This window comes from Sulfuricurvum sp. (genome assembly GCF_028710345.1).
Lineage (GTDB): Bacteria > Campylobacterota > Campylobacteria > Campylobacterales > Sulfurimonadaceae > Sulfuricurvum.
This window is the reverse complement of record NZ_JAQTUH010000038.1, coordinates 1-4985: the sequence shown is the minus strand read 5'-3', so window position 1 is coordinate 4985 and position 4985 is coordinate 1. Positions and strand designations below refer to the sequence as shown.

Sequence of the window (4985 nt, the reverse complement as noted above, 5' to 3'; positions counted from 1 at the left end):
TGGGTAAAAAGATACTCGCTTCAGGCAACGGACGGTGCAATATCATCAACACCACTGCCTCACATGAGGACTACGCTGGTAATGATCCCCATTTTGTCACCTACGCCCTCAAACAAATGGGGTTTCACTATTTCGAAAAACTCTGCCTCTCCATCGGATTGATACTCGACGTCAAAGACGACGGCAGATGCTATCCCCTCTCTAACGAAGCCAAATCGGTTTTAATTGCCCTCAAAAGTGCCGTAACCGAAGCGGGTGTCACCATCCACACCGATGACGCCGTTACGACAATTTCTAAAGATGCTGATGCCTTTACCGTCACTTCCTCAACTCACAAACACCGTTATGATAAAGTGCTCATCGCTACAGGAAGTGAAGCAGCACCTCAGTTAGGAGCAACAGCGGATGGTTATACTTTCGCCAAAGCATTCGGACATGAGATTATCCCTACCTATCCTAGCCTCGTGCAACTCCATCTCTCGTCTAAACATGCACCTAAAATGGCGGGAGTGAAAACGGTAGCGGAGGTTTCACTCTACATCGATGGCAAACGGTACAACAAAGTAACAGGAGACATTCTCTTTGCCAATTACGGTATTTCGGGATTAGCGATTCTCGATATCTCTCAGCGCGCTTCGTATGCACTCACACACAAACAACGCGTTAGTCTCTCCTTCAATCTATTACCTCAGTTTGATACCAAAACGCTTACTAACACGCTAAATACACTCTTTGCCTCCGTCCCAGCACAAACTGTCCAAAACGCGCTGTGCGGCTTACTCCCCGCCAAGATTGTCACCTATCTTCTCGAAGATGTACAAATCCCACTCACGACACACGTATCAACGCTCAATCCTAAAGAGATCAAAAAACTCTCCCATCTGATCGGAGAATGGAAATTTGAGGTAAATGATACCCATGGATTCAAACACGCTGAAGTAAGCGGTGGCGGTGTTAGTACGACTCAAATCAATAACAAAACGATGGAATCAAAACTGGTAGAGGGTCTTTATTTTGCAGGTGAAGTGCTTGATATTGTGGGGAAACGTGGCGGTTATAACTTTAATTTTGCATGGGCGAGCGGAATGATTGCGGGAAAAGAGATGGGGAAATAAATTAATCTTCATAAAACACAAGCTGATGCTTTTAGTTATTATTTAAGCGTAATTAAAAAAAAATATCGCTATTCTATTTGCTCATAGTGAATATAGGAGATAGTCCATGACCATCAAAAGAAAAATGCTGATTACAAACGCATTAGTTGCCTTTTTATTTTTGTCACTCAGTATAAGTTCGTACTTTATTATGGACAAAGTAAAGATTGATGGAGCAATTTACAAGACCATTGTCTCTTCGAAAGATTTAGTCGCAGATATACTGCCACCTCCTCTATACATCATAGAACTGAGAATGGAAACACGAGACCTGACTCGTGCGAAGACTAAAGAGGATATTCATAGGATTGAGTCCAATATCGCTAGACTGGAAAAAGAGTTTAATGATCGGCTTGAGTATTGGGACAAAAATCCTTTTGATGATGAAATCAAAAATATGATAGACACGCAAGTAAAAGCAACGGCACTGAGATACATTGATGTGACCAATCATAAGCTTATCCCTCTGGTAAATGCCAACAAACAAGACGAAGCCATGGCATTAGCGCAAGGGGAACTCAAAAGTATCTTTAAAGAGCATAGAACGGCGATTGATGCATTAGTCAAAAAAGCCAATAAACTTTCCGAAGAAAAAACACAAGAAGGGATTGATACCACCAAATCAAGTGTTTTAGCACAAATGACTTTTACCGTCTTGGTCATATTGGCTATCGGTGCTTTATTGCTTGCTATTACCTATGCGGTTACGAGAAGATTAGAAGAGTTTAATCACATCGTCGTCTCCCTGGCATCCGAAAAAGGAGATTTAAATCAAAGAATTCCCACACATGGTGATGATGAAATCAATACACTGGCGGTAAATTTCAATAAGGTATTATCCAATATTGAAGCATTAGCCGATGAAGCGAATCAACATGCAGCACAAGCTCAAAAAGCTAATATTGAGGCGGGTAGAAGCCTTGAAAAATCTGATTTGATGATAGAACTCTCAGGGCACATGTCTGAGGGGGCAATAGCAGGATCAACAGATCTTCAATCCTCTATTCGTGGGACCGTAGAGAGTGTCAATAACATAACATCTATGAATGAAAAAAATGCCGAAGTAGTATCTGAAGTACAAAAAAGTACCGATAAAATCATAGATTCTATCGAAAAGGTTGTTGAACTTATTAACGAAACAAAAAGCAGTACGGAAAGTCTGGCAAAAAGTATCGATGAAATCGGGCAGGTTATTGCCCTCATTAAAGATATCTCCGATCAGACCAATCTGCTTGCACTTAATGCCGCTATTGAAGCAGCGCGAGCAGGAGAACATGGTCGAGGCTTCGCCGTCGTTGCCGATGAAGTACGTAAACTCGCTGAGCGAACCCAAAAAGCAACATCAGAAGTAGAAGCGACTATCAGTATTTTAAAGCAAAATGCTACCACAATGATCGAAAGCAGTGAAACAACGGAAGAGTATGCTATGGACTCAAGCAAACAGCTTGATATGTTTAAAGTGATTTTAGATGAATTAATCCAAAGCAGCTCAACCATAAAAAATTCAAATCAGTCTATCGCATACGAAGTTTTCGGTATTTTAGCAAAACTAGACCATATCGTATTCAAATTTAATGCATACAGTTCAATTTTCAATAATGAACTAAAAGCTTCATTTGCAACCCACCACGATTGCAGACTCGGAAAATGGTATGAACAAGGCGAGGGTAAAAATGCGTTTGGTGCTACGAATGCCTATCGAACGCTGGAAGCTCCACATAAAATTGTACATGACCAAGTGCTCAAAGCGCTTGAATGCGTGAAAAACAATAGCTGTATAGAACATCACCATGAGATAGTAGCGTGTTTTGCCGAAGCTGAAAAAGCAAGCAAAAATGTTTTTGCTTCATTGGACGCGATGATAGCTGAAAAAAGATAGACAAGATAAGCATTAGAAGAGAAGATTAGCTTTCCGACCTTTTGGTCGGAAATGAAGGAAAAATTACTTTTTAGTTCCGTAACGTTTGCGGTCGGTTGGATCTAACCAACGTTTGCGGATACGGATTGTAAGTGGTGTAACTTCGAGAAGTTCATCATCTTCAATCCACTCTAATGCACGTTCAAGGTTCATATCACGTGGTGGAACAAGTTTAATCGCTTCGTCTGCTCCAGAAGAACGGACGTTTGATTGTGCTTTCCCTTTGATCGGGTTAACATCAAGGTCGTTTGAACGACTGTGCTCACCGATAATCATCCCTTTGTATACTTTTGTTTGAGGTGCTGTGAAAAGGACACCGCGATCTTGGAGGTTAAACAATGAGTACGCAAGCGCAACACCGTCTTCCATAGAGATCAATGCTCCGTACTGACGGCTCTCAACGTTACCGGTATAAGGGCGGAATTCCAAGAATGAATGGTTCATAACCCCTTCACCTTTAGTATCGGTCAAAAACTGACCACGGAAACCGATCAATCCACGCGCAGGAATTTCAAACTCTACGCGAGTAAAGCCCTCACCCATCGGTACCATTGCTTTCATTTCCGCTTTACGACGCCCAAGACGCTCGATGATCGTACCTGCATTATCCGCTGGAAGGTCAACAACGAGGTGTTCGAATGGTTCACATTTGACCCCTTCGATCTCTTTGACGATAACTTCAGGACGTCCGATACCGAACTCGAAACCTTCACGACGCATGTTTTCAGCAAGAATCGTAATTTGAAGTTCACCACGACCAGAAACGATAAATTTACCCTCTCCGACTGTCTCATAACGCATCGCAACGTTGGTGTTCATCTCAGCATCAAGACGCTCACGGATTTTGTTTGCTGTAACGTGTTTACCTTCTTGACCTGCAAGCGGAGAGTCATTTACCGAGAATACAACGGTCAAAGTCGGCTCTTCGATGTGCATAGGATCAAGTGGCATTGGATTTTGCGGATCACAGATAGTATCCCCAACGTCTACCGTTTCAATACCGGCAACAGCAACGATGTCACCCGCTTCTGCAGTTTGGATCTCCATACGGTTAAGACCATGGAATCCGATCAATTTAGAGATCTTACCTTTAACCATTTCACCGTCTGCTTTTGCAAGAAGGATATTGTCCCCTTTTGAAATGCGTCCGTTAAAAATACGGGAAATACCGATTTTACCCACATAGTTATCGTAGTCAAGAGTGAAAACTTGTAACTGAGTCGGATTTTCAGCATCACCGGTTGGTTCAGGTACTTTTTCCAAGATAGTCTCAAATAAACATTTGAAATCACCATCAGGATCAGCCATGTCCATTTTTGCAATACCATCACGCGCTGCAGCGTAAACGATTGGGAAATCGAGTTGATCTTCAGTTGCATCCATTGCTACGAATAGGTCGAATACTTCGTCCACTACGCGTTCAGGATCAGCGGAAGGTTTGTCAATTTTGTTAATAACAACGATTGGTTTGATTCCAAGACCAAGCATTTTCTTAACAACGAATTTCGTTTGAGGCATAACACCCTCATACGCATCGACAAGAATCAAAGCTCCGTCAACCATTTTCAAAACACGCTCAACCTCACCGCCGAAGTCGGCGTGGCCCGGAGTATCGATAATGTTAATTTTGTGGTCGCCGTAACGAACTGCCGTGTTTTTAGAAAGAATAGTAATCCCACGCTCTTTTTCAAGGGCGTTAGAGTCCATCGCTCTTTCATTCACTTGTTCGTGGCTTCCATATGTTCCAGATTGCTTAAGCAATCCGTCAACTAGAGTCGTTTTACCGTGGTCAACGTGCGCGATTACGGCGATGTTACGAATTTTTTGCATTGCTGTCCTTCATGAATAGGGCAAAGATTTTCGCGGATTATATCTAAACTAAGGTTAAGCAAATGTTAAGGCATGTTACTATT

At 42.2% G+C, this 4985-nt stretch carries 3 protein-coding genes; 2 read left to right on the top strand and 1 reads right to left on the bottom strand.

Annotated features, from left to right (window positions below; all coding sequences use genetic code 11):
- Both PHC76_RS14690 and PHC76_RS14685 read left to right on the top strand, forming a co-directional pair.
- The coding region (locus PHC76_RS14690; protein WP_300210704.1) for an NAD(P)/FAD-dependent oxidoreductase at nucleotides 1-1115 on the top strand (1115 nt) is incomplete at its 5' end.
- 106 nt (nucleotides 1116-1221) lie between these two features.
- Nucleotides 1222-3033 carry a methyl-accepting chemotaxis protein gene (locus PHC76_RS14685; RefSeq protein WP_300210702.1) on the top strand — a complete coding sequence of 604 codons (1812 nt, stop codon included), beginning with the start codon at nucleotides 1222-1224 and terminating at the stop codon, nucleotides 3031-3033.
- Nucleotides 3034-3096: 63 nt separating this feature from the next.
- Here PHC76_RS14685 and typA read toward each other — a convergent pair whose 3' ends face one another.
- Nucleotides 3097-4902, bottom strand: a complete 1806-nt coding sequence (gene typA, locus PHC76_RS14680; RefSeq protein WP_300210700.1) for a translational GTPase TypA — start codon at nucleotides 4900-4902, stop codon at nucleotides 3097-3099.
- Nucleotides 4903-4985 lie beyond the last annotated feature (83 nt).

What these genes read in the sequence shown, in the direction of transcription:
- PHC76_RS14685 (WP_300210702.1), top strand. Translation starts at nt 1,222, where the DNA reads ATGACCATCAAAAGAAAAATGCTGATTACAAACGCATTAGTTGCCTTT.
- typA (WP_300210700.1), bottom strand. Translation starts at nt 4,902, where the DNA reads ATGCAAAAAATTCGTAACATCGCCGTAATCGCGCACGTTGACCACGGT.